Source organism: Polaromonas aquatica (assembly GCF_050626995.1).
Taxonomy (GTDB): Bacteria; Pseudomonadota; Gammaproteobacteria; order Burkholderiales; family Burkholderiaceae_C; genus Polaromonas; species Polaromonas aquatica_A.
On the sequence record NZ_CP192467.1, the window covers coordinates 4187965 to 4213879 of the forward strand.

The 25915-nt window shown below is 60.0% G+C and carries 18 protein-coding genes; 7 read left to right on the forward strand and 11 right to left on the reverse strand.

The genetic code is table 11. The features are described 5' to 3' along the window. The first annotated feature begins 16 nt into the window (after positions 1-16). A complete protein-coding gene (locus tag ACQ4MS_RS19990; RefSeq protein WP_431096429.1) occupies positions 17-1327 on the forward strand; it encodes an NAD(P)/FAD-dependent oxidoreductase in 1311 nt (436 codons plus the stop codon). 21 nt (positions 1328-1348) lie between these two features. Here ACQ4MS_RS19990 and ACQ4MS_RS19995 read toward each other — a convergent pair whose 3' ends face one another. From ACQ4MS_RS19995 to ACQ4MS_RS20005, 3 genes are all read right to left on the reverse strand, one after another. Further along, positions 1349-1933: a PAS domain-containing protein gene (locus tag ACQ4MS_RS19995; RefSeq protein WP_431096430.1), complete on the reverse strand. Its 585-nt coding sequence runs from the start codon at positions 1931-1933 to the stop codon at positions 1349-1351. Between the two features lie 478 nt (positions 1934-2411). Continuing rightward, positions 2412-4559 (reverse strand): response regulator, encoded by a 2148-nt coding sequence (locus tag ACQ4MS_RS20000; RefSeq protein ID WP_431096432.1) that lies wholly within the window; start codon positions 4557-4559, stop codon positions 2412-2414. Between the two features lie 32 nt (positions 4560-4591). Next, positions 4592-10612: a HAMP domain-containing protein gene (locus ACQ4MS_RS20005; protein ID WP_431096433.1), complete on the reverse strand. Its 6021-nt coding sequence runs from the start codon at positions 10610-10612 to the stop codon at positions 4592-4594. Positions 10613-10904: 292 nt separating this feature from the next. On the opposite strand from ACQ4MS_RS20005, the gene ACQ4MS_RS20010 reads away from it, so the two are divergent. Next, the gene (locus ACQ4MS_RS20010) at positions 10905-11633 is read left to right on the forward strand and encodes a hypothetical protein (protein WP_431096434.1); all 729 of its coding nucleotides are present in this window, start codon (positions 10905-10907) and stop codon (positions 11631-11633) included. Positions 11634-11732: 99 nt separating this feature from the next. Then, positions 11733-12650 (forward strand): hypothetical protein, encoded by a 918-nt coding sequence (locus tag ACQ4MS_RS20015; protein ID WP_431096436.1) that lies wholly within the window; start codon positions 11733-11735, stop codon positions 12648-12650. Positions 12651-12672: 22 nt separating this feature from the next. Here ACQ4MS_RS20015 and ACQ4MS_RS20020 read toward each other — a convergent pair whose 3' ends face one another. Beyond that, positions 12673-12867, reverse strand: coding sequence for a hypothetical protein (locus ACQ4MS_RS20020; RefSeq protein WP_431096438.1), 195 nt, complete (start codon positions 12865-12867; stop codon positions 12673-12675). Positions 12868-13277: 410 nt separating this feature from the next. After that, positions 13278-13703, reverse strand: coding sequence for a response regulator (locus ACQ4MS_RS20025; protein ID WP_431096439.1), 426 nt, complete (start codon positions 13701-13703; stop codon positions 13278-13280). Between the two features lie 376 nt (positions 13704-14079). On the opposite strand from ACQ4MS_RS20025, the gene ACQ4MS_RS20030 reads away from it, so the two are divergent. Together ACQ4MS_RS20030 and ACQ4MS_RS20035 are read left to right on the forward strand one after the other, a co-directional pair. Continuing rightward, a complete protein-coding gene (locus ACQ4MS_RS20030) occupies positions 14080-14349 on the forward strand; it encodes a hypothetical protein (protein WP_431096441.1) in 270 nt (89 codons plus the stop codon). A gap of 104 nt (positions 14350-14453) precedes the next feature. Continuing rightward, positions 14454-16628, forward strand: a complete 2175-nt coding sequence (locus tag ACQ4MS_RS20035) for a catalase (protein WP_431096442.1) — start codon at positions 14454-14456, stop codon at positions 16626-16628. 26 nt (positions 16629-16654) lie between these two features. Here the strand turns inward: ACQ4MS_RS20035 and ACQ4MS_RS20040 are convergent, their stop codons facing one another. The 3 genes from ACQ4MS_RS20040 to ACQ4MS_RS20050 form a co-directional block, all read right to left on the reverse strand. Next, a complete protein-coding gene (locus tag ACQ4MS_RS20040) occupies positions 16655-19228 on the reverse strand; it encodes a penicillin acylase family protein (protein ID WP_431096444.1) in 2574 nt (857 codons plus the stop codon). A 101-nt stretch (positions 19229-19329) separates the two neighbouring features. Beyond that, complete coding sequence (locus tag ACQ4MS_RS20045; protein ID WP_431096446.1) at positions 19330-20262, reverse strand: FHA domain-containing protein; 933 nt, start codon at positions 20260-20262, stop codon at positions 19330-19332. A 133-nt stretch (positions 20263-20395) separates the two neighbouring features. Beyond that, a complete protein-coding gene (locus ACQ4MS_RS20050) occupies positions 20396-21823 on the reverse strand; it encodes an aldehyde dehydrogenase family protein (protein ID WP_431096447.1) in 1428 nt (475 codons plus the stop codon). Positions 21824-22115: 292 nt separating this feature from the next. Here ACQ4MS_RS20050 and ACQ4MS_RS20055 point away from each other — a divergent pair, with 292 nt between their 5' ends. After that, positions 22116-22457, forward strand: a complete 342-nt coding sequence (locus tag ACQ4MS_RS20055; protein ID WP_431099633.1) for a hypothetical protein — start codon at positions 22116-22118, stop codon at positions 22455-22457. A 142-nt stretch (positions 22458-22599) separates the two neighbouring features. Here ACQ4MS_RS20055 and ACQ4MS_RS20060 read toward each other — a convergent pair whose 3' ends face one another. Beyond that, positions 22600-23544 (reverse strand): LD-carboxypeptidase, encoded by a 945-nt coding sequence (locus tag ACQ4MS_RS20060; protein ID WP_431096448.1) that lies wholly within the window; start codon positions 23542-23544, stop codon positions 22600-22602. Positions 23545-23620: 76 nt separating this feature from the next. Here ACQ4MS_RS20060 and ACQ4MS_RS20065 point away from each other — a divergent pair, with 76 nt between their 5' ends. Next, complete coding sequence (locus tag ACQ4MS_RS20065) at positions 23621-24229, forward strand: trimeric intracellular cation channel family protein (RefSeq protein ID WP_431096450.1); 609 nt, start codon at positions 23621-23623, stop codon at positions 24227-24229. On the opposite strand, the gene tadA is transcribed toward ACQ4MS_RS20065, so the two are convergent. Both tadA and ACQ4MS_RS20075 read right to left on the reverse strand, forming a co-directional pair. Further along, positions 24213-25616, reverse strand: a complete 1404-nt coding sequence (gene tadA, locus ACQ4MS_RS20070; RefSeq protein ID WP_431096452.1) for a tRNA adenosine(34) deaminase TadA — start codon at positions 25614-25616, stop codon at positions 24213-24215. The genes ACQ4MS_RS20065 and tadA overlap by 17 nt on opposite strands. Positions 25617-25683: 67 nt before the next feature. Continuing rightward, positions 25684-25914 (reverse strand): hypothetical protein, encoded by a 231-nt coding sequence (locus tag ACQ4MS_RS20075; protein WP_431096453.1) that lies wholly within the window; start codon positions 25912-25914, stop codon positions 25684-25686. Between the last annotated feature and the right edge of the window lies 1 nt (position 25915).

Genomic DNA, 25915 nt, shown 5'->3' on the forward strand with positions numbered 1-25915 from the left:
GGAACGTGAGAATGTCATGTCTCTGCTGAAAAAAGAGCTGGGCGTCGCGGAGAACTCCTGGTACGAATCCAGCGTGCTGCGCGAACCGCCAGCGCCGCCGCTGGAGCGACGCGAAACGGCCGACGTCTGCGTGATCGGCGCAGGGTTGGCAGGTTTATCGGCCGGACTTGAACTGGCGCTGCGAGGCTACACGGTGGTGACTCTGGAGGCACAGCGCTTAGGTTGGGGTGCTTCCGGGCGCAACGGCGGCCAAGCCATCGTAGGCTTCGGGACGGACGGGGAGGCGGCCATCGAATCCCAGCTAAACGAAGGTGACTCCCGACGTGCCTGGGACCTCTCCGTAGAAGGCTTGGCTCTGATGCGCGAACGAATGCGGCACTGGCACATCGATTGCGACTACGTGCCCGGTTTTCTCAACGCATCGACCAAACCTGGTAAAACCCGTGCACTCCACGAATGGGCGGAGCGGGTGGATCGTCGCTATGGCTATTCAGTGCAATTGCTTGGCTCCGCTGAGATTGCAGAGAGAATTGCCAGCAAACGCTTTCAAGCGGGCCTGTTCGACGGCAACTCAGGCCATCTCCATCCGCTGAAGTATTGCCTGGGCCTGGCCCGGGCGGCACACCAAGCTGGTGTGCGCTTTCATGAGCATTCTCCTGTCTATGTCGTCGAGCAGGGTGCGCGCCCTTTGGTGAAAACGGCACAAGGCGAGGTTTCGTGCAGTTTCGTCGTCCTTGCTGGCAATGTCTACCTTGGTGAATATGGCGACGAAATCGCTCCTTCATTGATGAGCCGCATCATGCCTGTTGGAACCTATATCATTGCTACCGAGCCTATGGGCCAAGCACGTGCGAACGCACTGCTGTGGCAAAGACCTGCTGTTTCGGATAACAACTTCGTGCTCGATTACTTCCGGCTCAGCGCCGACCATCGGCTGCTGTTCGGCGCCGGCGATAGTTACAGTGGCAAGACCCCACGTGGTTTGGTGTCGCGCATCCGCAAGCGCATGCTCGCGGTGTTTCCTCAACTGGAAGACCTGGAAATCACCCATTCATGGGGGGGCTTTGCCGACATCACGATGAATCGCGCGCCCGATTTCGGACGCACCGGCAACAACATCTACTACCTGCAGGGCTTCTCAGGGCACGGCCTGGCATTTACCGGCATGGCCGGGAAGCTTGCCGCAGAAGCCATCGCGGGCCAGGCAGAACGCTTTGACGTTTTCTCACGCATCAGGCATCTTTCCTTTCCAGGAGGAGCGCTGATGCGTACGCCAGCGCTGGTCTTGGGGATGATGTATTACCAGTTGCGTGACTTGCTTAGCTGACAGGCAGGCGGCGTGGGAAGACTACTCAAGAGCACCAAAACTGGAAGCTCTTTCTATCGCTTGAACGACGTCATCCGTGGCCGCCTTCAAGGCAGAAACATCCATGATGGCCAACCGGATTTGTTCTTCCCCGGTGGACTCTTTTGCGATCGAATGGGCCTGCATGTTCACAAATCGAGTGAACGGCTTGTATGGAAGCAGTGCAATTTCGCGCAAAGACATGTCTTTGGTACTTTTCCCTACAGCGCCGAGAAAACTGTCCACGCGGGCAACGAAATCTTCCTTTACAAATTCGCGTAGCTTCCTGCCCACAAGCGCCTGCGGTTTCTGATTCAACAGCGCGGCCGCACATTTATTCGCCTCAAAAATGGTCCCTCTTTTTGACAGCGTCAGATACCCGACCGGTGCAAACTCAAAAAGGTCCTGGTATTTGGCACGTAGCGCGTCAGCGCGCGCGAGGGTTTCCCGGAGTACGTCCGTTTGGATCTGAAGTTCAATCTGGTGAACTTGCAGCTCATGAATCAGTTTTAAGCGATCAGTCTCACTAGAGGGCTGAGTCCACGACGTTTGAGATGCGAGTTGCTTTTCAGCAATAGTGCGCAGCAAGGCAGATGAAAGAGGGTGAGTAGCCATCGGAATGCATAAATTAAAGCGTCTTTTTAACAAATTAAAAGTTCAGTTACTACGTCGTGAGACATGGTCGCTTTTTAAATTGGTTACTCGATGTATTCGTTCCGGATAGAGCGAAGCGCTTCAATTTTCTCGCTGGCAGTATTCGGTGACTTGCTGTGATTTGCACGACGTCACGGGTCAGCGTCCAAGTCATTGCGGCTAATACGGCGCAAGGCTGATCGGGGCGGCACCCGATATGCGCTTGGACAGCGGGGTAATCCACCTAAGCTATTGGGATGTCTGGATAGCAGGTGATTTGCTGGGGGGCGGTGTGCGACGGCCTTATTTACTAAAACTTGGCTTGCTTAAATAATAGTTAACATAATATACATCGTGGAACACAACGCAAGCGATAAGAGGCAAGCCGTCCGGCTTAAAAGTAACCTCTGGCTTTATCCGGCACCCATCTAACCTAATGCTCCTGGTTATTCACGGCTTGCGTTTCCGGGCGCGGCTGGTCAACGATGGACAGGAGGAACTCGATATCTGCCGGCTTCACCACATGGTGATCAAAGCCTGCCCTTTGAGAGCGCAATCGGCTTTCCGCCTCCCCGTAACCAGTCAGGGCGATTAACAGTGCATTTTTTGATTCGGGCCGGCTCCGCATCTGTCGGGCGACTTCAAACCCGTCCATGCCTGGCAAGCCAATGTCAAGTATGACGGCATCCGGAATAAATTCCTGGGCGATATTGAGCGCCGACGCGCCGTCACTCGCAATTCTGACGACATAACCTTCCAGCTCCAGCAGCACCTTCAACGTTTCTGCGGATGCGAGCAAGTCGTCCACAACAAGGATCTTGCGGGTCGCTGTATTCACCGGCTTCGGGGCCGGTGGCACAGAGGAAACGGGAAAACGGACGTTACTGTCCGAAATGGTGACCGGAAGATGAAGGGATATCCGGCTTCCCTTGCCTTTGCCTTTGCTATATGCCTCGACTTTTCCGTTATGCAATTCCACCAGATGCTTGACCAGCGTTAACCCAATCCCGAGGCCGCCTTGCGCACGGTCCAATGCCTGATCGCCTTGGGCAAAAAGATCAAATATATGTGGCAGGAACTCGGGCTCAATGCCCTGCCCGTTGTCTGATACAGTAAGGGTAATGGCCTTTTCCCGCCGTGATGCGCTCAACTCAATCTTTCCACGTTGGTCTGTAAATTTGGAAGCATTGTTCAACAGGTTGGAAAGCACCTGTGACAGGCGCACCAGATCCCCTTCCAGCACCACCGCCTCGGCGGGAATGTTGACCTTCAACTCTTGATGCCTGGCTGCCAGCAACGGACTGCTGGCCTCTACAGCGCGCTCACACAATGTCGAGAGCAGGACAGGCTCCATGTGGACCGTCACCTTGCCCCTGACGATCCTGGAGACATCCAGAAGATCATCGATCATTCTGGACATGTGATCCACCTGCCGGGCAATCACATCTCTCGCCCATGCCACTTTTGGGTCTACGACGTGGGAGCTGTGAATGATGTGCACCGCGTTCCTGATCGGAGCCAGCGGATTCCTGAGCTCGTGTGCCAGCATGGCAAGGAATTCGTTCTTGCGCCGGTCGGCCTCCTGGACCAACGTGTAAAGCCTTGCGTTTTCCATGGCGATGGAAGCCCGGCCTACCACTTCGCTGAGGAGGGCGGCATCGGCTTGCGCGAAACCGCCGGCCTTGCCGAAAAGGATGAGCGCGCCCAACCGCTGGTCTCCGGCGACCAGCGGGCAGACGGCCATTTCCTCGTGGTCTGGCGGCAGTTCCGGCCAATCGGGCGGCGGTGAGGATGCGGCCGGCCCCGCGCACAGCTCGGTAGAGGGCAGGAACTGGATCTCCCGCGAAAGCATGGCGCCGCGGACCACCGCCGCCATGGACGGGCTCAGATCGCGATGGCATTCAAGTAACACCGGGCCAAGGGTGGGATCGGCGTCACCGTTGATCTTCAGGCAGCGACAGTGCAGCTCACCATGGTCGTTCAGCAAGGCGACGGCAGCCATGGCACCCAGGCCCGGCACGGCGATATCGGCCAGTGCATGGGCGGTGGCATCGATGTTGAGGGACATCGAAAGGCGCTGGCTGGCCTCGGCCAGGTAGGCGGCGCGGCGCGTCGCCTCCTCCGCCGCGGTGCGGGCCGCTTCCGCCCGCGCCAGTGCCTCGCGCTCGACGGCCTGCTGCTGCAGCTGCCGGTTCATGCGGTGCAGGTCGACGAACACCTTGACCTTGGATCGCAGCACGCCGGGCACGACGGGGGTCGAGATGTAGTCGACCGCGCCGAGTTCGTAGCCCTTGGCGGCTTGCGTTTCGTCCACGTAGGCCGTAATGAAGAGGATAGGCGTCTGCGCGGTCTTCTTGTATTGCCGGATCAGGCTGGCGGTTTCCAGTCCGTCGATGTCGGGCATGTTGACGTCGAGCAGGATGGCGGCGAATTCCATCTGCAGGATCAGGCGCAGGGCCTCGCGCCCCGAGCGGGCGCTGACGAGGTTCTGCCCCAGTTCCTCGAGGATGCTGCCCATGACGACGTGCTTTTCAGGCAGGTCGTCAACAATCAGGATATTGACGGGATCGGGGTTGAGCATGGTTGCCGGCTCTTGCGGCATGAGGACAGCACTCATCGGGGCAACCAGGCGCGCAGCACGGCCAGCAGGTTTTCGGTGTTGACCGGCTTGGACAGGTAATCCCAGGCGCCAGCTTCTATGCATTTTTCGCGATCACCTTTCATGGCCTTGGCCGTGACGGCGATCATGGGCAGGCTCTTGCCGGCCGGCAGCTTGCGGATTTCCTGCATGGTGACCAGGCCGTCCATCACGGGCATCATGATGTCCATCAGCACCACGCTGAGCTGGGGGTCGGACGCCACCTTGGCGATGGCGTCGTGGCCGTTATCGGCCCAGACAATGTCCATGCCCTCCTCTTCCAGCACGGTGGCCAGCGCGAAGATGTTGCGCATGTCGTCGTCGACGATCAGCACCCTCTTCCCGGCCAGCGATTTGTTGGCCTCGTGCAAGGCCCTCAGGGCGCCGCGCTGTTTTTCGGTCATGCGTGCCTCGCCCATATGCAGGGCGTGCATGACCTGGTCCAGCACCCGGGGAAGGGACCTGGATTCGCGGAACAGGTAGCCGTCGCGGGACTGCCAGGCCGGCTGATGCAGCGCGTCGAGGGGTCCCTCCCGCCACACCACCACGGGCAGCGGCCCGAGCGCGCGGCGTTCCGGTGAAGCGCGGCGCATGCCCTCGAAGCCCTCCGTCAGGGCGGCATCGTCGGTGACGGCGCATTCAAAGCGGGCGAAGTCTTCGGGCTTGACCTGTGCCAGCGACGCCACGGCCGTGCACTGCACATGGTTGTGCTGCAGCAGGCCGATGACCTCGCCGCGCAGGGCCTCGTCTTTCAGGGCGACCAGCATGTACCGGACCGGGCGCGACACATAGCGGTGCAGCTGTTCCAGCATCTCGTCGAGCACTTCCTTGGACGGTATCGGTTTTTCGATGAAGGCCATGGCGCCAGAGCGGTAGGCGCGCTCCTTGGAGTCGTCGGTGGAGATGACGCAGACCGGGATGTGCCGGACGCTGGAGTCCTGCTTGATGCGCTCGAGCACGCGCCAGCCTTCCATGTCGGGCAGGTGCATGTCCAGCGTGATCGCCGAGGGCTTGTACTCGGCCGTGAGCGTCAGCGCACCGGCGCCCAGCGGGGTGACCAGGCCCTTGAAGCCCTTGGCGCGGGCCGCGTCGAGCAGGAAGCTGGCGAAGGCCAGGTCGTTCTCCACGATCAGCAGCACGAAGTCACCGGGTTGTATGACGTGCCGGTCATCCGCGGCTTCATTGGCCAGGGCGCTGGTGTCCACCACCAGGGCGGCGTCATCAAAAGCGGGCTCCAGCTTCTCGAAGCCCAGCCGGATAGGTGCGCTGGGCTCGATGCGCTGTTCGGCGCTGCCGGGCTTGCGTGCGCCGCGCGGCGAGGCGTAGACCAGCGGCAGGTAAAGCACAAAGCTGCTGCCCTCGCCGGGCGCGCTGGACAGGCGGATCTCGCCGCCCAGCAGGCGCGAGAGTTCGCGGCTGATGGCCAGGCCCAGGCCGGTTCCGCCGTACTTGCGGCTTGTGCTGCCGTCGGCCTGCTGGAAGGCTTCAAAGATGATCTGCTGCTTGTCGGCGGAAATGCCGATGCCGGTGTCGGTGACGGAAAATGCCAGCACCTGCTGGGCACGGTTGAGCTCCTCGTTGTCCGGGCTCCAGCCGGTGAAGGCTTCCTCGATGGCCAGCGCAACGTGGCCCTGGTGCGTGAACTTGAAAGCATTGGACAGCAGATTCTTGAGGATCTGCTGCAGGCGCTTGACGTCGGTCACCATGGACACCGGCAGCTGCAAGCCGGTGGTGATCAGGAAGTCCACACTCTTGGCCTCGGCGACGTGGCGGAAGGTGCGCTCCACGTACAGCTGCAGGTCGGACAGGCGCAGCTCGTTGACATCCACAACCACCGTGCCCGACTCGATCTTGGACAGGTCCAGGATATCGTTGATCAGCATCAGCAGGTCGTTGCCGGACGAGTGGATGGTCTTGGAGAACTCCACCTGCTTGTTGGTCAGGTTGCCTTCGGAGTTCTTGCACAGCTGGTCAGACAGGATCAGCAGGCTGTTGAGCGGCGTGCGCAGCTCGTGCGACATGTTCGCCAGGAACTCGGACTTGTACTTGGACGTGAGCGAAAGCTGCTTGGCTTTTTCCTCGAGCGCCTGGCGGGCCTGTTCGACCTCCTGGTTCTTGCGCTCCACCTCATCGTTCTGCTGGACCAGCAGATGGGCTTTTTCCTGCAGCTCCTCGTTGGTCTGCTGCAATTCTTCCTGCCGGCTCTGCAGCTCTTGCGCCAGGGACTGCGACTGAGTCAGCAGGTCCTCGGTGCGCATATTGGCTTCGATCGTGTTGATCACGATGCCGATACTCTCCGTGAGCTGGTCCAGGAAGGCTTGGTGCGTCGGGTTGAAGCGCTCGACGGAGGCGAGTTCCACCACGCCCCGGACCTGGCCTTCAAAGATGATGGGCAGCACCAGGATGTCCATGGGCGCCACTTCGGTGAGGCCGGACGATATCTTGAGGCCCTGCGGCAGTGAGGAGGTCAGCAAGATCTTCTGCTTGTCAAACGCGCACTGGCCTATCAGGCCTTGGCCCAGGTCGATTTCCTTGCCATAAGCGCCCTGCCCGTCCGACGCATAGCTGGCCATCAGGCGCAGACGCGGCCTTTCCTGGGTGTAGCTCAGCACGTAGAACTCGGCCTGCTGGGCGCCCACCACGGGTGCGAGTTCCGAGAGGATCAGATGGCCCACCGCCACCAGGTCCTTCTGGCCCTGCAGCATGCGGCTGAACTTGGCAAGGTTGGTCTTGAGCCAGTCCTGCTCGGTGTTGACCTGCGTGGTGTCCTTGAGGTTGCGGATCATTTCATTGATCGTGTCTTTGAGCGCAGCCACCTCGCCCAGCGCCTCCACGGTAATGGAGCGCGTCAGGTCGCCCTGCGTCACGGCCGTCGCCACCTCGGCAATGGCGCGCACCTGGGTCGTCAGGTTGGCGGCCAGCTGGTTGACGTTTTCGGTCAGACCTTTCCATGTACCGGCCGCGCCGGGCACCTTGGCCTGGCCGCCCAGCTTGCCTTCTACACCCACCTCGCGCGCTACCGTGGTCACCTGGTCGGCGAAGGTGGCCAGCGTGTCGGTCATGCTGTTGATGGTGTCGGCCAGCGCGGCGATCTCGCCCTTGGCCTCCACCGTGAGCTTCTGATCCAGGTCGCCGTTGGCCACGGCCGTCACCACCTTGGCGATACCGCGCACCTGGCCTGTCAGATTGCCGGCCATGAAGTTCACGTTGTCGGTCAAGTCCTTCCAGGTACCTGCCACGCCTTGCACATCGGCTTGTCCGCCCAGCTTGCCTTCGGTGCCGACCTCGCGGGCCACACGGGTCACCTCGGACGCGAAGGATCGCAGCTGGTCCACCATGGTGTTGATAGTGTTCTTCAGTTCAAGAATCTCGCCTTTCACGTCCACTGTGATCTTCTTGGACAGGTCACCGGCCGCCACGGCCTTGGTTACGTCGGCGATGTTGCGCACCTGACTGGTCAGGTTGCCGGCCATGAAGTTCACGTTGTCGGTCAGGTCCTTCCAGGTACCGGCCACACCCTGCACGTCGGCCTGGCCGCCCAGTTTGCCTTCGGTGCCTACCTCTCGCGCAACGCGCGTCACTTCAGAAGCAAAGGACCGCAGCTGGTCCACCATGGTGTTGATGGTGTTCTTGAGTTCGAGAATCTCTCCCTTGACGTCCACCGTGATCTTCTTGGAAAGGTCACCGGCCGCCACGGCGGTTGTCACCTCGGCGATGTTGCGCACCTGCGCGGTCAGGTTGGAGCCCATGGAGTTCACGGAATCCGTCAAATCCTTCCACGTACCGGCCACACCCTGCACGTCGGCCTGGCCGCCCAGCTTGCCTTCAGTGCCCACTTCTCGCGCGACACGCGTCACTTCAGAAGCAAACGACCGCAGCTGGTCCACCATGGTGTTGATGGTGTTTTTGAGTTCGAGAATCTCGCCTTTCACATCCACCGTGATCTTTTTGGACAGGTCGCCGGCCGCCACGGCGGTTGTCACCTCGGCGATGTTGCGCACCTGCGCGGTCAGGTTGGAGCCCATGGAGTTCACGGAATCCGTCAAATCCTTCCACGTACCGGCCACACCCTGCACGTCGGCCTGGCCGCCCAGCTTGCCCTCAGTGCCCACCTCTCGCGCGACGCGCGTCACTTCAGAAGCAAACGACCGCAGCTGATCCACCATGGTGTTGATAGTGTTTTTGAGTTCGAGAATCTCGCCCTTCACGTCCACCGTGATTTTCTTGGACAGGTCACCGGCCGCCACGGCCTTGGTCACCTCGGCGATGTTGCGCACCTGGCCCGTGAGGTTGGAGCCCATGGAGTTCACGGAATCCGTCAGGTCTTTCCAGGTACCGGCCACGCCCTGCACATCGGCCTGCCCGCCCAGCTTGCCTTCGGTACCCACCTCGCGTGCCACGCGGGTCACTTCCGATGCGAACGAGGACAGTTGATCTACCATGGTGTTGATGGTGTTCTTGAGCTCAAGAATCTCGCCTTTCACATCCACCGTGATCTTTTTGGACAGGTCGCCGGCGGCCACGGCGGTTGTCACCTCGGCGATGTTCCGCACCTGGCCGGTCAGGTTGGAGCCCATAGAGTTCACGGAATCCGTCAAGTCTTTCCAGGTACCGGCCACACCCTGCACATCGGCTTGGCCGCCCAGTTTGCCTTCGGTTCCCACTTCACGGGCTACGCGCGTCACCTCGGACGCGAAAGAAGACAGCTGGTCCACCATGGTGTTGATGGTGTTCTTCAGTTCAAGAATCTCCCCCTTCACGTCCACTGTGATCTTCTTGGACAGGTCACCGGCCGCCACGGCCTTGGTTACGTCGGCGATGTTGCGCACCTGACTGGTCAGGTTGCCGGCCATGAAGTTCACGTTGTCGGTCAGGTCCTTCCAGGTACCGGCCACACCCTGCACGTCGGCCTGGCCGCCCAGTTTGCCTTCGGTGCCCACCTCTCGCGCAACGCGCGTCACTTCAGAAGCAAAGGACCGCAGCTGGTCCACCATGGTGTTGATGGTGTTCTTGAGTTCGAGAATCTCTCCCTTGACGTCCACCGTGATCTTCTTGGAAAGGTCACCGGCCGCCACGGCGGTTGTCACCTCGGCGATGTTGCGCACCTGCGCGGTCAGGTTGGAGCCCATGGAGTTCACGGAATCCGTCAAATCCTTCCACGTACCGGCCACACCCTGCACGTCGGCCTGGCCGCCCAGCTTGCCCTCAGTGCCCACCTCTCGCGCGACGCGCGTCACCTCGGCCGAGAAGGTGCCCAGCTGCTCCACCATCTTGTTAATGATCATGGCGGTGCGCAGGAACTCGCCTTCCAGCGCCTTGCCTTCGGCCTCCAGTGCCATGCTCTTGGACAGGTCACCTTGGGCCACGGCGCCGATCACGCGGGCCACTTCGCTGGTCGGGTGGACCAGGTCGGCGATCAGCGAGTTGATGGACTCCGCGGAATCGCGCCAGAAACCCGTGGCGTCGGGCACAAAGGCCCGCTCCTTGAGCCGGCCCTCCTTTCCGACCACACGGCTCAGGCGTTCGAGCTCGCGCGCCATGCGCACATTCTCCGAGACCACATCGTTGAACGCATCGGCTACCTTGCCGGGCACACCGGTCCAGTCTTGCGGCAGGGAAGCGCGAGCGTCGCCTTTCTTCAGGTCGGTCAATGCAGTCAGCACAACCTTGGTCTGTTCGGCCGCCGCATCGGCTTCGTCGAGCACGGCGTTGATGGCCATCGCGTTCTCCAGCCAGAAACCGGACAGCTTCTCTTCGGGCAGGCGTCGGCTAGCCGACGAACGTGACTTGGCCGACAGACCCTTGCAGCGGCTGGTGGTGGCGGCCGTCATGGCCGACAACTGGTTGAATTCAGCGGCGATTTTTCCATACACGCCGTCCCACTCCGTCGGAAGTGTGACGCCGGTCTCGCCCCGTCTGAGCGCGCTCAGAGATTTGAGAATGGACTTCAATTCGGTGTCGCGCTCCACCACCGAAAGCTTGGTCAAAGCTTCCATGTCATTCATCCTGTATTGGAGGTAACTTTTTGTAGAAACGGGTGCCGAGATTACTCGCGAAGATTCAGAATGACAACCAAATTACCCACTATTTCCCCAAGAGTAATCACAATGTGCGGCGCGCCCGTCACAGCAGCACAACTGTAGGCATTGGCTTACACAAACTCCCATTCGAGCGCTGTATATTTTGTAGTTACGTCCTCAAAACATCGCAGCCAACCTGTGTCGGCTGCGCGGCGTGGGTCTGCAGATTTCCCTGCAGTTTTGTCAAATCTCCATCGGCGGCAGCACCATGAGCAGTCAATCCAGCAGCACGGCAGAACAGGTAACCGGATTGGAAAAAAGCGAAGTGGAAGCGGCGAACTACGCGCTTCTGCGGCGGTTGGCCCCCGTGATACGCCATAACCTCGCAGGAACGCTTCAGCCGATTGCCATGGTGGCGGCGATGCTGGAGCGGCGCTTGCAAAAAGCGGATTCAGACCCGGAGACGCTGCTGAAAAATACACGCGACATCATTGCGTTGTCAAAAGAAGCGGCCGCATCCTGCGTGGACTTGATGAGCTGGCTCGCACCCAAGGAAAGCCGCCTGGTCAGCGCCGACACCGGCATCGCAGAATGCCTGGACATGGTGATGACGCAGCTCTCATTCAGAGGGTTCTCGGTGGTCGACAACACCGGTGGCCCTTCGGTGCAAATACCCCAGTCGGCGCTTCGCAATGTCCTGACTGCCGCGCTCATAAGCCTCACTGATGCGGCCGCCTTGCCGGGCAAGGTGCTTCTAGGGGCCGGGTTCGCTGACGGCATTCTTTTATTAAGGCTCGAATTGAAGACACTCGATGTACCCGAAGTTGCGCGCGTCGCAGAAAAATTGCCTTACCGCAGGCTGGAGTGGCACGATGTGCAAGCCTTGGCCCAGCAGGAATCGGTGCGCCTGACTCGCGAAGAGAACCGGATCACCCTGCTATTCGAAGCCTCTGTTTCAACCGATCCGCAGACGCTGGTGGAGATGGTGCAAGCCTGAGCGTCCCGCGCTTTCAGCCGCTTCACGCTTGCGGCGATTGCATGTAGGACGAAGGAGCGTATGCGCGGAACGCCTTGTGTGCGCTGGCAAACTGGGACCATGAACCCTCTTCTTCGACGTCTTGGGCGCCTTGCCCTGCCATGCGGCTTCGTAATTTGCGCCGCCTCTTTCGCGGTGACGGTCCAGGCGCAGCAGGCTCCCACCGCAGGTGCGGAATCCGGCGCACCAGCCCTGCTCGAAAAACACGCGGCGCTGGCCGGGCAGCTTGCGCAGAACGCCTACCGCAGGCCACTATTCCTGGAATCATCGGAAGGCGAAAATGCCGTGACCGGCAATGCCTACGCCGTGCTGAATTCGCCTTTTGCCGCGGTCAGCGGCGCTTTCAAAAACCCCAGGCGCTGGTGCGACATGCTGATCCTGCACATCAACACCAAATACTGCCAGGCGAGCACGGATGAGAGTCCGAGCGTGCTGAATGTGAACATCGGCAAAAAAACCGCTCAGCAACTGCAGGACGCCTTTTCGCTTCAGTTCAGCTATCGGCTGGCCGCCAGCTCGCACGATTACCTGGCGGCGCAGCTAAAGGCGGACAAGGGCCCATTGGGCACCCACAATTACCGCATCGAGCTGCACGCGACGCCGCTTGCCGATGGCAAGACTTTCATGCACCTGCGTTATTCCTACGGCTACGGTGTCGCGGGCCGCCTGGCCATGCAGGGTTACCTGGCGACGGCCGGCAGCGGCAAGGTTGGTTTCACGCAGGTGCGACGCGGCGCCGCCCCTGCTTATGTCGACGGCATGCGCGGCGCGGTGGAGCGCAACACCATGCGTTACTACCTGGCCATAGAAGCCTATCTCGCTTCACTTGACAAGCCGCCGATGCAGCAACTTGAGGCCCGCCTGCAGCACTGGTTCGATGCGACGGAGCAATACCATCGCCAGCTCCATGAGGTGAACAAAGAAAGCTACATGACCATGAAGCGCGCGGAGTACCAGCGGCAGCAAGCGTCATCCTGAGCCGAAGTGCCGTGAGACCTGGTTACCGCAGGATGGCTTGCGGTGGCACATTCGTGCCGGGTTCGCGAACAGGAAGCGTAGGCTCGGGCGGTGGCGGGTCGGTAACTTCCGGTGGCGTACCGGGCTCGGGCGGCACGATCAACGGTGGCACTTCCTGCGGAATATGAATACCCGGCGTTCCGGGTGGTGGCTGGGGAACATGAAGATGCGTGGTCATAAGCTTTCCTGATTCAGAGGGCTGCCGCCCGCTCCGGCGTCATCTCCGCCGGAAGAAATGCAGTGCCCGGAACCGGCCGCGCAACTGCGAGCGAACTACGAGCATGGCCAATGCGCCTGCGGCCGCGGCCAGCAGGGCCGCCTGGCACGGCCGGGCTGCTACGTGCGCCCCGATGGCATGGGTAAGTGGCAAGCTACGGCGGCCGCTTGCGCGAACATTGGCCGTTGAATCTATGGGCGGCAACGCGGCTGTATTGCCCAACCCCTCCGCCAATACAGCCTCCTCCGCCGTCTGGAAAACGTCCTCGTCCAACCGCCTTGACCTGGCATAGGCCGGCAAGTCCTCCGCCGTACCGGCAGGGCGAGCTGTTGGCATATTCATGGTCTGGACCCGGTGGTGCTGTCTTCCCGTCAGGCCGACTGCAGTGCTTCCCCCCTGGAGTCGTCATTGGCGGCGACCTCCAGCTTTCGGCTTTGGGTGCAGCAATAAGCCAGCAGGCAATCAATTTCTGTGGACTTGTCGAACACAGCGTCCACGCCCAATTCAGCGCAACGCATGCGCATCTCACGTGTGGCGTAGTTGCTGAAAACCACAATTTTCTGGGAGGACTTGCGCTCGCGACAGGCTTCCAGGATCCTGAGGCCGCTGCCTTGCTTGAGGAACAGGTCGACGATAGCCAGGTCCCATTGGGCTTCATGGCGGGTCAGCCATTCGGCGCCCTCATCTTCGGTTTCGCAGGTACCGACCGACTCCACAGGCGCCAGCTCTTCCAGGGTGCTGATCAGGTTTTCGCGGATGGTGGGGTTGTCCTCCACGAGGTAGGTTCGCATTTTCATGGTGAAGTACCAATCCGCAACAAGGGCAAGCAATGAGTAAGGGGCGTCAAGGGAAAAAAGGAATCTGGGCTCGTGCCGGTTTTCATGCAGTCAATTTACGCACTCCGCCCATGTCTTTATGCCGGAGGGACGAGCGTGACCTTGTAGGAGAAAAGGCCAGTGGCGGCATGGTGCCCGGCGAAAAGTCCTCAGATCGAGTAGCCAGAACAGATTTCCGCCAGCCCCAGTCTCTGTGCAGGCGGTAAGCGGTGTCTTACGCGAGGAGCGGAAAGCCCTTACAAGCCCCACCGGCATCCGGCTACTACCCATGCGGCCGCGGGCCCGTATTGTCCATGCACCACTGACCACGATTCATCAACCACAGGAAACCACCACCATGAAGCTGATGGCTGGACTTTTGACAGGCATGGCCGCGGCGCTGCTAACCGCCTGGCGAGTCCACGCCCGTCCGCGCGATATTGACCTGCTCCACGTTTTCCTGACGGTGCTGGTCTGTGCAACCGGCCTGTTCCTGGTTTCCATGGCCTTACCGGACAGCATCGCCGAAGTCCTGCAGGAATTCATGGCTTGGTGTCTGGCCGGCACGGTCGCTGCGCTGGGCTTGTTGGCTTCCGTCAAAGTGCTGGAAGGCTTGCTCGACAACTGACCGTCGCGCGGAGCCCGCGGTACCTGATGGCCGCGTCCCTTTCGTCTTGCATCCGCCTGTAGGCACCAGGCCCCAGGCGGAGTTTCTTTTTTACAAGGATGTTCATGCCGCCCTCCAAGCGCAACACTGCCAACTTTCACCGGAACACGGACGGCGCCAAAGATAAAAAGACCCAGCTCGAAAGCTTTACCGCGGGCGGCGTCCCGGTGCTGACGACAAACCAGGGCCTGCAGATCCCGGACAACCACAACTCTCTCAAAGCCGGCGTACGTGGTCCTACTTTGCTGGAGGATTTCATCCTCCGCGAGAAAATCACGCACTTTGATCATGAGCGTATTCCGGAGCGCGCCGTGCATGCGCGCGGTTCTGGCGCACACGGATATTTCAAGCCCTACAAATCCATGGTGCAGTACACCAGTGCAGCTTTCCTCCAGGATCCGGATGTGGAAACACCCGTATTCGTGCGCTTTTCCACCGTGGCCGGCTCCAGAGGCTCGGCGGACACAGTGCGCGACGTGCGCGGATTCGCCGTGAAGTTCTATACCTCGGAAGGCAATTACGACTTGGTTGGCAACAACATTCCTGTTTTTTTTATCCAGGATGCCATCAAGTTCCCGGACCTGATCCATGCTGTCAAGCCTGAGCCGCATCATGAAATGCCCCAGGCAGCCAGCGCCCATGACACCTTCTGGGATTTTGCTTCGCTGATGCCTGAGTCCACACATATGCTGATGTGGGCGATGTCAGACCGGGCCATCCCGCGCAGTCTTCGCATGATGGAAGGGTTTGGTGTGCACGCCTTTCGCTTCATCAATGCGCGCGGTGGCGTTTTTTTTGTGAAATTCCACTGGAAACCCAAGCTGGGGGTGCATGGGCTGGCGTGGGACGAAGCACAAAAGATCGCCGGCAAGGACCCCGACTTTCACAGGCGCGACCTGTGGGAGGCGATTGAAAGTGGCAACTTTCCTGAGTGGGAGTTGGGCGTGCAGATCGTGGACGAAGGCAAGGAGGAGGAGCTGGGGTTCGACATCCTCGATCCAACCAAGCTGATTCCTGAGGCGCAGGTGCCGGTGCAACTTATCGGCAAGATGGTGCTCAACCGCAATCCGGACAACTTCTTTGCCGAAACCGAACAGGTAGCCTTTCACCCCGGGCACCTGGTGCCGGGCATCGATTTTTCCAGCGACCCGTTGTTGCAGGGCCGGCTTTTCTCATACACAGACACTCAACTATCGCGCCTGGGTGGCGCCAACTTCCATGAGATCCCGATCAACCGGCCCGTCTGTCCCATGCACAATTTCCAGCGGGACGGCATGCACCGCCAAACCATCAGCAAGGGACGGGTCGCCTACGAGCCCAACACGTTAGGCAGTGGGGCCGAGTTCAGGGTGGATGGGGGGGCGCAAGGTTTTCAGTCTTACCCTGAGCTGCTGGAGCCGCCGAAAATACGCCGCCGCAGCCCGTCGTTTGACGACCACTTCTCCCAAGCCGCCCTTTTCTGGAACAGCCAGAGCGCAGTAGAAAAAGACCACATCGTTGCGGCTTTCCGGTTTGAGCTGTCAAAGGTGGAGGTCCCCGAAATCCGCCAGCGGATCGTGGACAACCTCGCACATGTGGATCTGAAGCTGGCAACTCGCGTTGCAACGCCACTGGGCATCAAGCCTCCCGACCCCAAGGCCGCTGCCGGCAGGCTGGGTTTTCGTGATCACCGAATAACCAGCAAAGTAGAAGAAGACCCGGCACTGCGCATGGTGGGCCGCACCGGTGGCAATGTCAAAACACGCAAGGTGGCGATCCTCGTGGCTGACGGCGTCGAGGCCGCTGCTCTCAAGCGCCTCCAGCAGGACCTGGTAGAAGCCGGCGCCCAGTGCAAGCTCGTTGCACCGCATCTTGGCACCATCAACACATCCTCGGGCCGGCAGCTGGCTGTGGACCATACCTTCACCAACATGCCCTCCGTGATGTTTGATGCAGTGCTGATTCCTGGGGGAAACGAAAGTGCGTCCATTCTGGGCGCTATGGGCGAAGCCGTTCATTTTGTGCTGGAAGCCTATAAGCATTGCAAGACAATTTGTGCCCTCAATGAGGGTGTCCAGCTGTTGAGCACTTTGGGCTTCAGTTTGGGTAAAGATCCGGATACGCTCAGCGTGCCTACATTGGGGGTAATCATTGCCGATGCGCGCAAAGTGTCCGATGGTCAGGTATCGCAGGATTTCATGGCGGCTATTGCCATGCACCGCCATTGGGACCGGTTGAATGTCGACGCCATTCCGGCGTAATAACGCCGGAGACAACCCCAGGCGCTTCAGGGCTGCAATGCAAGCCGGTGCACAAAGGCCGGCGGATTCATCTGCAAAGGCCGGTGCTGCACCGCCGCCCAGTGGTCTTTCATATCGCGATAGCGCCCGGAAAACACCAGGCCGCTCTGTCCTGTCTGGTAAATAAAACGTGAATTTTCCAGGTCTGCAAGGTCGTATATGGCGCGCAGCGAGGCGGCCTGCCGGTTGGCAAAGGGCATGGCGTCACCCGCATCCCAGTATTGGCCAACGTTGACCGTAAAAATGTCGCCGCCAGTGGGAACACGGACATCGAAAAATCTGGCAAGCCAGGGAACATTGCCAAATGGTTTGTGGATCGACAGCGCCGGGTGCGCCCTGCCCCAGGTCCATGTCTCCACGTCTTTGCCATACGCTGTCTGCAGGCGATCCAGCGCACGGTCCACTGCGGCGGCAGACGGGGCCGCGCAACCGGCCGCACCGCACCACGCTGTATCGTTACGCTCCAGGATATCTTCCAGCGCGCTCCTGAAATGGCGCTTGCCATAGATGGCCTTGAACGCAGGCTCGCCCAGCTTTGCGCCGACGATGCCCCGCGTCAATTCGTCTGCCCAGGCCGCAAACACCAGTGGTGCCGCGTGGTCGGCGCGCATGGTCCCGTCAAATCCTTCCATTTTGCGGCGTACCGCTTCTGCCAGCGCATGACCGGAAGGCTGTGACAGCGTTTTTTGCAGGAAAGGCAGAAGCCGCACCGTGGCCGCTGAGAGCTGGTCGCCTTGTATTTTCTGCATGGACTCCATGGTGTGGCTGGGCGTTGCAGCCAGCAATTGCTCGATGCGGTTGTAGCGGTAGGGTACGGTCCAGTCCTGCCCTATAAAAAAGGGATAGTCAGCCGGGGTAATGCGCTGGTTTGCCGTAGATAACCAGCCTTTGGCCTCAATCGCAGAACTGGCAGCCTCGGGCGTCTGGGCATAAGGCACCCAGCCGGCCCATTCGTACCGCGACTCCCATCCGGGAGATGGCGCGGTCCCGAGTATGTCGTTATCGGGTTTTCGCAGCGGTACCTTGCCGACAGCCTTGAAGCCGGTACGGCCAAAGACATCCGCGGTCACAACGTTCTGCATCGGTGAGTGGTAGGCCGCAAAAGCTGCAATCAACTCCTGCACAGACTGTGCTCGATTGGCACGCAGGCCTGCCAGCACGGTCTGATTATCGGCGTCCAATGCGCTCCAACGCAGCGCGACCACATATTTGCGGATATCGAGCAGGTCTGCATGCGACTTCTGCACATCGCTGAGAACAGGGCCGTGGCGGCTTTCACGCACGTTCAGCACCACGTCGGGCTGCCCTTTTACCCTGATGGTTTCGCTGCGGACCTTGAAATCCTCCCAAGCCATCTCGGCATTTGCACCACCGGTGCCGGGTATGCGGTACTGCTGCGCGTTGGCGGGATTGATCTGCTCGAGATACAAATCCTGAACATCCGGGGCGGTATTGGTGAACCCCCAGGCCACCTTCCCGGTATGCCCCATCACGACAAACGGCAGACCGGGCAATGTCGCGCCGATCACATCCAGCGCCGGCGTGCCTGCGTTTCCGGCCATCTTGTCTGCGGGGGCCTGTAACCGCGCAAAATACCAGATCGCCGGTGCCGACAGCCCCAGATGCGGATCGTTGGCAAGCAGGGGCTTGCCGGTGCTGGTGCGGGAACCCGCAACGACCCAGTTATTGGAGCCCTTTCCCTCTACGTCACCAAGCGCCAAAGCCCAGTCGTTGATGCCGGAAGCCAGCGAAGCCATGTGCAGGGGCAGACTTTCATCGTCGAATAGCCACCCAGCCCCTGATTTATGGGCGTTATTAGCTATCTTTTTTGTAGCATCCGGGAGATCGGCCCGGTACACACCTAAACCCGCGTACAGCTTGGCGAGGTCTACTTTTGAGGCAGGTTGTTCGCCCGGATAAGGTGGGAACAACTGCTGGAGTTCCGCAGGCTTCAGTAGCCGGGCCGCTGACAGGCGCGCGAACTCGGTGCCCCAGTTGCCCCCCAGGTCCAGCGCCATCATGAGCGACCATGCAACACTGTCCACGGGAGACCAGGCCTTGCCGGAAACGCCTCCAGGTTTGACGCCCACGATATGGAACTCAGGCGGCAGCGCCTGCGAAGATCCCTCATAAAAAGCATTGATGCCGTCGCTGTAGGCCTGCATGGCATCGCGCCCCTCGGCCGGCAGGTTCTGCCATTGGCGCTCAGCGGCCCGCACAACACCCAGGGTACGCAGCAACTTGTCGGTCTCCAGCGTGGCCGGGCCAAACACCTCGGACAGTTCGCCGTGCATGACACGCCGGTTGAACTCCAGCTGCCAGCCACGCTCCTGTGCATGAACATAACCGAGGGCAAACCAGGTGTCGCGGGGCGACTGGGCCTTGATGTGGGTGACATCTGCCGCGTCACGCGCAACGGATACAGGGCCGCGCAAACCCGCAACCCGGAGCTCACCATCCAGTGCCGGGAAGGTGCGGTAAATATAGAAACCCGCCGCAGTTGCGGCGATCAGCAGCAACAGCAGCAGCACCGCAGAAATCCGTTTGAACCAGACCAGCATCGTGTCCTATCAGGTGATTGAATAGTGCGGCCAATGAATGCCCATGAAATGGGCAGCCGGGCAAGTTGGGTCAGGCTGAATCGGCCCGAGCCAGCCTGACGTTATTTTGTTTGAAGATGGACTTTGCCGTCGGCAAACTTGAAACTGACCGTAGGCACCGTGAAGTCTTCAAAGGGTGCCCCGAGGGCGATTTCACCTTCCTGCAGCAACACGCATTCTTGCCGGCGCAAGGCCACCACAGCGGCACTGTCGGAAAACCGCACCCAGGTGCCGTAACTGCTGACATCTTCGAGGTAAAACTTGCCGGCGCGCCACTCAATCCTGGCGTGCCTGCGGGAAACACGCGGGTCCTTCACCATAAACTGGGCGTCGTGGTCGCGCCCCAGAAAAATCGGCAACTCGCCCGAGGAAAACTCTGTGTTGATGTCCAGCCAGGACAACTCTATCGACGCCAGAGCCAAGGGCTGCGGGGCCGTGTGCGCCGTCAAACTGGAGGGTACGGTAAAGGATTCGGTCATGACCTCTGCCTGCCATTCAATACGGTGGACCAGGCAGGCTTCGGTGCGGCCACGAATATCCATGGCGCCAAGATTTCGGGAGCGTACGAGTGTGTCGGCGGGTAGCTTCTCAATAACGGCTTCTGTCGCGAGGATCTGGTCCGGGCCCGACAGGTCACTCAAGCGTGAGGCCACGTTGACGGCATCACCAAAGCAGTCACCGTCCTGCTCGACAATTTCTCCACGCGCCACACCCAGTTGCAATCGCATCTTGAGATGTTCTGGCCAGTTCCGGATCCGGTCGCGGTGAACCCGCTGCAGCTCGGTTACAGCGTCAACGGCGTCCGCATTGTCTGGAAACACCACCAGCACCCCGTCGCCCAGGTATTTCACAACATGGCCGCGATATGCCACGCTGACCTTGCCTATCCATTGCGTCAAACGTGTGATGGCCTGCGTTGCCTTGGCATTGCCCAGCGATTCAAAAACCCCGGTGCTTCCGGTGAGATCGGCAAAAACGACGGTGACTTCTGCCATACGGTCTATGTAACTGCTTGTAGCTATCCTGCCTTGATTACAACATAAGCATCATTACGCCCAACTGAAATTACAGATTGAGGGTCATGTTGTATCTAAATGTTTTTTTGGCGCCGTCGCCCTTTGAGTATGCTCAAGCCGGATTGGGCTTTAACTGCATGGCCTTGAATTCGAGAAACTCTTCAAAACCATAAACACCGTTTTCACGGCCGTTACCCGATTGCTTGTAACCGCCAAACGGTGCCTGCCCATTAAAAGGCCCGCCATTGATGTCCACCTGCCCCGTGCGCAAGCGGCGCGCCACTTTCATGGCACGTTCGTCCGTGCCGGCCCACACAGCGCCGCCAAGACCGTAAATGGTGCTGTTGGCAATCGCCACGGCTTCGTCCTCATCCTTGTACGGGATCACAACCAGAACCGGGCCGAAAACCTCTTCCTGCGCCAGCGCGTCCGTTGCCTTGATCCCCAGGATGGTGGGCTGTACAAAGTAACCTTTACCAAAGTCAGGGGCCTCGGCACCACCGGCAATTACATCCGCACCTTCCTCAATGCCAGTGCGGATGAACCCCAGGACACGGTCACGCTGAGCGGCGCTGACCAGCGGTCCGAGCTTGCTGGTTTCCTCCAGGCTGGGGCCAATAGTGAACCTGGCGACAGCAGCTTGCGCCAGCGCCCTGGCTTCTTCATAGCGTCCGACCGGCACCAGCATGCGGGTATGGGCCGAACAGGTCTGGCCACTATTTAGCATACAGGCCGATACGGTGCCTTTAACCGCAGCTTCCAGATTGGCATCGTCCAGAATGACGCTGGCCGATTTGCCGCCGAGCTCAAGCGCCACCCGCTTGACCGACTGGCTGGCAAGCTCGCTCACGCGTTTGCCAGCACGGGTAGAGCCGGTAAAGCTCAGCATGTCCACTTCCGGATGTGTTGCCAGCACTTCCCCTACTACGGGGCCGACACCGTTGACCAGGTTGAACACGCCAGGCGGCACGCCCGCTTCATGAATGATTTCGGCCAGGATCATGGCGTTGACGGGGGCTATTTCACTGGGCTTGAGCACCACGGTACAACCAGCCGCCATCGCGGGCGCAATCTTCAACGTAATCTGGCTAAGCGGGAAGTTCCACGGCGTAATGCATCCCACCACGCCTATCGCCTCGCGCACCACCAGCGAGTTGCCGACCTGCTTTTCCCATTCAAACTGGCGGGCTACCTTGGCAAAATTCCCCCAATGCCACGCGGGTCCACCCACCTGGACGGCGCGCGCCATCTTCAGGGGCATGCCCACCTCGCGCGCAATGGCCATCGCGAGGTCTTCTGTACGGGCCTTGATGCCGGCGGCTATTTTGTCGAGGTAAGCAGCGCGCGTCTCGACCGGCAATGCAGACCACCCTTCAAACGCCGCCCTGGCAGCCAATACAGCCGCCTCCGCCTCCCCGACCGTCCCGGATGGCACTGTCGCCATCACCTCTTCGGTGCTGGAATCATGGACGGGAAGGGTTTCTGAAGACTGGGCCTTGACCCACTGTCCATTGATGTAGTGTGCGGGATATGCAGTCATTTGGGTGTTCATGTCGGAGCGTGGCCTGGCTGAAAGATGGGGTGGAGGAAGGAAATTGATTTCGTCTGCGACTGAAACTTAATGTAAGTCTAAAGATTTAAACACTGTTCAATTCCAGAATCAACTTGACATCCGGTTACTAACTCCTTGATTCATTTGTTGTTTTACGTTAACCATTTCACACAAAACGTCTTGCAAATGAACCGCCTCAGTCTTAATCTAACAGAACCAACCGTTCCACGTGAACGTGAAACCATATTCCACGAAAGCCCGGTAGAAAGTTGTGAAACACATGCGCTGGTTAAAACCGAATCTGAAAAGCAGTTTCATGGCGTTGCTGGGCTCCGGAGAGGTCACACCTTCAATTCTGGAAGACCGCACCGAGGAAATCCGCCAGTTCATCCTCGACGAACTGGGTGATTTCGGCGAAAAGCACTATCCCAAAATTACGCGCCGCGTGCGGTACGCCCAAGATATACAGGGCCTGTGGTACACCCGCGGAGACATCATGGCTGTGCTGGCTGCCATGCATGGCGAAACCGTTGCCCGTGAAAAAGTAAGCCGTATCAGCGACAGGTTCAAAGGTATGCTGCCGCGCGGTCTCAGTTCCCGGTCGAGCCCCCTCACAACCTGATATTTCATTTCCAGTTTTTGCCTGTTTTTTCCGTTTTCTTCCTGGCCTCCAAGGCTATTCTTAAACCAGCTTCGTGCTGGTTTTTTTTTGCGATACGCGGTGGCCGGCGCCCGATTTCAGCCGAGCCCGGATCTAGCGGCAGTTAATGCTGGTGGCCCCACAGCAGGAAGGCGTCCCGGTCTTCCACCACCAGGGTGGTTCTGCAGCCCACAGGCAGCAGAACCTTGGTCGGTACGTGGCCAAACGGAAGGCCGGTCAACACCCGTGCCTTCACCTGTCCTTGAAGCCAGGCAATGACGGTGTCCAGCTTGAAGCCCTTGTCATTCGGCGCCAGCTTGTAATTGGTGAACTGGCCGAAGATGATCGCCTTCTGCTGGGCCAGAATGCCGGCTTGCAGCAGTTGCGTGAGCATGCGCTCTACGCGATAAGGGTGCTCGCCAACATCCTCAATGAACAGGATGCCGCCCTTGACTGCCGGCAGATAAGGTGTTCCCACCAGCGCAGACAGGATGGCCAGATTTCCACCCCACAACACTGCATCTTTGACAGTAAATCCGGCTCCAGCCCTCTTATTGTGGGCGGACGAAGCTATTAAATTCATAGCAGACTTGGGTATTTGCCAGCCGGTGCCTTCGCCCTGTCCCGTGACCAGGTCGTCAAAACAGGCTTCCATGATGTCGTCCGGAGCCTTCGCGCCGAAGTCGTCCAGCGAGGGGCCTGCCCAGGTCTTGGCCCCGGTTTTGGCCAGCAAAGCCATCTGGAAAGCCGTGAAGTCGCTCAAGCCCACAAAACGTGTGCCTGCGGCGGCAGCTTTGGCCACTGCCTTGTAGTTGATCTTGGGCAGGATGCGGGTAAGGCCGTAGCCGCCGCGTGAGATCAGGGCAATGTCGGCGGCGCTGGCAGCCGCACGGTGAATGGCGGCGAGCCGGGTTTCGTCGTCGCCGGCAAAACGCTGATGCTGCGCCAACGCGTCGGCGTCGACCTCAACTTCATGGCCCTGGGCCTCAAGGCGCTTGACGCCGCGCTTGAAAGCGGCCTTGTCGCGCACCGCGCTGGAGGGGGAGTAAATATAGATATGTTTTTTCACGGGTGCAAGTATCCCATCCCGCCGCAGGCTACGCCTGTTCCTGGTACGTCTGGCGGCAGGTATAAACGCGGTAACCATGCTTCTTTACCTGCTTGACCTCCTCGGCGTAGCCGTTTTTTCAGTGAGCGGCGCACTTGCGGCAGGACGCCTGCAGCTCGATTTGCTGGGCGTGCTGGTTCTGGCATCGCTGACGGCCGTCGGTGGAGGCACGCTGCGGGACCTGCTGATGAATCGGCACCCCGTGTTCTGGATGTCCAACCCGGTTTACCTGCTGGTGATCTGCGCGGCGGCGCTGGGGACTGTGCTTTATGTGCAATTCCTGCAGATTCCGGCGCAAGCCTTGCTGGTGGCCGATGCCCTCGGGCTGGCCTTGTTTGCCCTGTCAGGGGCGCAGCTGGCTGAGGCGGCGCGGCTGTCACCCGTCATCGTGGTCCTGATGGGCACAATGACCGGCGTGGCCGGCGGCGTGATGCGCGACATCTGCAGCAACCAGATCCCTCTGCTGCTGCGCCAGGACATCTATGCCAGCGCAGCGATTGCCGGAATTGTGCTGTACCTGACGCTCAAGGCGCTGGGCCTGAAATCCTCATGGGCATTCGGCGCGGGGCTGGTGGCGGTGGCGGCGCTGAGGTTGAGCGCCATCTTCCTGGGCTGGCACTTGCCGGTCTTCAGGCTGCCGGGCTGAAAAAACGCAAGGCTTCCTGCGCAATCGGCTCACCGTGCTCCTGCACAAAGTGGCCGGCCTCAGGCAGCAGAATAGGCTCGCCGCAATTGCGGATAAGGGTCCGCAATTCCTGCATCACCGGCACGCCCAGGACCGGGTCTTGCACGCCCACCACCATCAGCGTCCTGCCAGTCCACTCATGTTGCCAGAAGGCCCGCGCCTGGCGTGAAATGGCGGCGCCGTCCGCATCGGCTGAATCCGGCACCATGGGCGGAAAAGCGCGCAACGCGGCGCGGTGGCCTTTGTCCGGGAACGGCGCGTTGTAGGCCGCACACTCTGCGGCGGGCATTTGCGGGTTGCCGCGGGCAAAAAGGCGTGCCACATCAAACTCAGGGTTCTTGGCGCACATCTCACGCCAGGCCACAAAGCCTGCCGGCAAGGGCACATCCCCAGTCCCCAACATGGTATTCATCACCAGCAGGCCTTTGTAGCGATGCCGTGCGGCCATCGGCATCGTCAGGCCCAGCAGGCCGCCCCAGTCCTGCACCACCAACACGACGTTCTGCAGGTCCAGTTTTTCCACCAAGTCGAGCAGCATCTGGCGATGGGCGTTAAAGCCGTGAAAGCTGTCTTTCTTGGGCTTGTCGCTTTTACCAAACCCGATCATGTCTGGGGCAACAACACGATGACCGGCCCGGAGCAGCGGCGGGATCATCTTGCGGTAAAGGTAACTCCAGGCCGGGTTGCCGTGCAGGCACAGAAAGGTCAGGCTACTTCTTTCACCTTTGTTACCGCCCTCGCCTTCGTCAAGGTAATGCATGCGCAGCCCCTGCAACGCCGGCAGATCGCTCACATAGTGAGGCGGCCAGGGATAGCCAGGCAGAGCATCAAACGCAGCGTCGGGCGTGCGTAGTGCATCGTCACGCAGCGGATGGGCCAGCCGTGACGCTTCGCGCTGTTCGTCCCTGCGCCGGCGAAAGAACCCCTGCAGCAGGGCGCTGCATTCCGAAGCCAGCACCCCGCCCTGCAGATGGGTCTGGTGGTTCAGCCGGGACTCGGCAAACAGGTTGATCACCGAGCCGGCCGCCCCGGTCTTGGGATCGGCGGCGCCAAATATCACCCGCTTGAGCCGCGCGTGCAGCATGGCACCGCTGCACATGGCGCAGGGTTCCAGCGTGACAAAAAGCTCGCAGTCGTCGAGCCGGTAATTGCCCAGCGTCTGTGCTGCTGCGCGCAGGGCCACAATCTCGGCGTGGGCGGTCGGGTCGTGGCCGTCTACCGATGCATTACGGCCGCTGGCAATGACTTTGCCGCGCCGAACAACCACGGCGCCAACAGGCACCTCGCCGGCGGCAGCGGCCGCGCGGGCTTCGGCCAGGGCCTGTTGCATGAAGGCGGCATCACTCATTTTTGCTATTTTTTTTATAGCTAAAAGCCAATGAAATGTTTGGGCTGGAGCCTGTTTTCATCAAAGATTAATTGTCATCCGCCGGCATGGGACGGGCCTGTATGGCCGCCTCCACCGCCTGCTTGACTTGCTGTTGAGCCTGCTGGCTTTGCATTTGAGGCGTTGCAGCTGCAGAAGCAGCAGGCATGCCGGCCGCAGGCGGTGCCGTCACCATCTGGCTGCCCAGCTGCTTTTTGACCAGGATTCCTACCATGGTCAGCACCACCAGCAAACCCACGATGCTGAAAATAGCGCGCATG

Excerpts from the sequence above, each read along its gene's own strand:
- ACQ4MS_RS19990 (WP_431096429.1), top strand. The coding sequence starts at position 17 with ATGTCTCTGCTGAAAAAAGAGCTGGGCGTCGCGGAGAACTCCTGGTAC.
- ACQ4MS_RS20000 (WP_431096432.1), bottom strand. The coding sequence starts at position 4,559 with ATGCTCAACCCCGATCCCGTCAATATCCTGATTGTTGACGACCTGCCT.
- ACQ4MS_RS20005 (WP_431096433.1), bottom strand. The coding sequence starts at position 10,612 with ATGGAAGCTTTGACCAAGCTTTCGGTGGTGGAGCGCGACACCGAATTG.
- ACQ4MS_RS20010 (WP_431096434.1), top strand. The coding sequence starts at position 10,905 with ATGAGCAGTCAATCCAGCAGCACGGCAGAACAGGTAACCGGATTGGAA.
- ACQ4MS_RS20015 (WP_431096436.1), top strand. The coding sequence starts at position 11,733 with ATGAACCCTCTTCTTCGACGTCTTGGGCGCCTTGCCCTGCCATGCGGC.
- ACQ4MS_RS20020 (WP_431096438.1), bottom strand. The coding sequence starts at position 12,867 with ATGACCACGCATCTTCATGTTCCCCAGCCACCACCCGGAACGCCGGGT.
- ACQ4MS_RS20025 (WP_431096439.1), bottom strand. The coding sequence starts at position 13,703 with ATGAAAATGCGAACCTACCTCGTGGAGGACAACCCCACCATCCGCGAA.
- ACQ4MS_RS20030 (WP_431096441.1), top strand. The coding sequence starts at position 14,080 with ATGAAGCTGATGGCTGGACTTTTGACAGGCATGGCCGCGGCGCTGCTA.
- ACQ4MS_RS20035 (WP_431096442.1), top strand. The coding sequence starts at position 14,454 with ATGCCGCCCTCCAAGCGCAACACTGCCAACTTTCACCGGAACACGGAC.
- ACQ4MS_RS20040 (WP_431096444.1), bottom strand. The coding sequence starts at position 19,228 with ATGCTGGTCTGGTTCAAACGGATTTCTGCGGTGCTGCTGCTGTTGCTG.
- ACQ4MS_RS20045 (WP_431096446.1), bottom strand. The coding sequence starts at position 20,262 with ATGGCAGAAGTCACCGTCGTTTTTGCCGATCTCACCGGAAGCACCGGG.
- ACQ4MS_RS20050 (WP_431096447.1), bottom strand. The coding sequence starts at position 21,823 with ATGACTGCATATCCCGCACACTACATCAATGGACAGTGGGTCAAGGCC.
- ACQ4MS_RS20055 (WP_431099633.1), top strand. The coding sequence starts at position 22,116 with ATGCGCTGGTTAAAACCGAATCTGAAAAGCAGTTTCATGGCGTTGCTG.
- ACQ4MS_RS20065 (WP_431096450.1), top strand. The coding sequence starts at position 23,621 with ATGCTTCTTTACCTGCTTGACCTCCTCGGCGTAGCCGTTTTTTCAGTG.
- tadA (WP_431096452.1), bottom strand. The coding sequence starts at position 25,616 with ATGAGTGATGCCGCCTTCATGCAACAGGCCCTGGCCGAAGCCCGCGCG.
- ACQ4MS_RS20075 (WP_431096453.1), bottom strand. The coding sequence starts at position 25,914 with ATGCGCGCTATTTTCAGCATCGTGGGTTTGCTGGTGGTGCTGACCATG.